Origin of the sequence: Vibrio sp. 1562, from assembly GCF_033340155.1 — a bacterium.
GTDB lineage: Bacteria > Pseudomonadota > Gammaproteobacteria > Enterobacterales > Vibrionaceae > Vibrio > Vibrio alginolyticus.
Genome location: NZ_JAWOVY010000829.1, coordinates 1 through 506 on the forward strand (window position 1 = coordinate 1; position 506 = coordinate 506).

The window sequence follows — 506 nt, forward strand, 5'->3', positions numbered from 1 at the left end:
CCAGTCGTTTTCATTCAGCATGTGGCTCAAAAGCGATGACTTCATGTCTTTATCGACGGTGGTGATCCACTGCTTGATGTTCGACTTAGATGCGCTGTGTTTTGCAATCGTAATCTCTTCAGGATCTACAATCGCGTTTTTGGCCAAATCACGAACCGGGTTCAACAACGTAGCCGAGAACAGCAAACTTTGAACATCTTCTGGCATGCAATCGATGATCTTATCGATCGAGTCGATAAAGCCCATATCAAGCATCTTATCGGCTTCGTCCAGTACCAGCATTTCCACTTCATCAAAATGGATCGCACGCTGGCCGTATAAATCAATCAGACGTCCTGGTGTGCTCACCACAATATCTACGCCTTCAATCAGCGCTTGCTTCTGCGGCGCATATTCCACGCCACCAAACATCGCCATTGAGCGCAGTGGCAAGTTCTTCCCGTACGCTTCAATACTTTGATGCACTTGCAGAGCCAGTTCGCGCGTTGGCGTAAGAATGATGGCAC

1 protein-coding gene is annotated in these 506 nt (G+C 48.0%); it reads right to left on the reverse strand.

Annotated features, from left to right (window positions below; genetic code table 11):
- Window positions 1–506, reverse strand: a 506-nt coding sequence (locus R7Z49_RS27910; RefSeq protein ID WP_318112902.1) for a DEAD/DEAH box helicase, incomplete at both ends; no start/stop codon positions are given.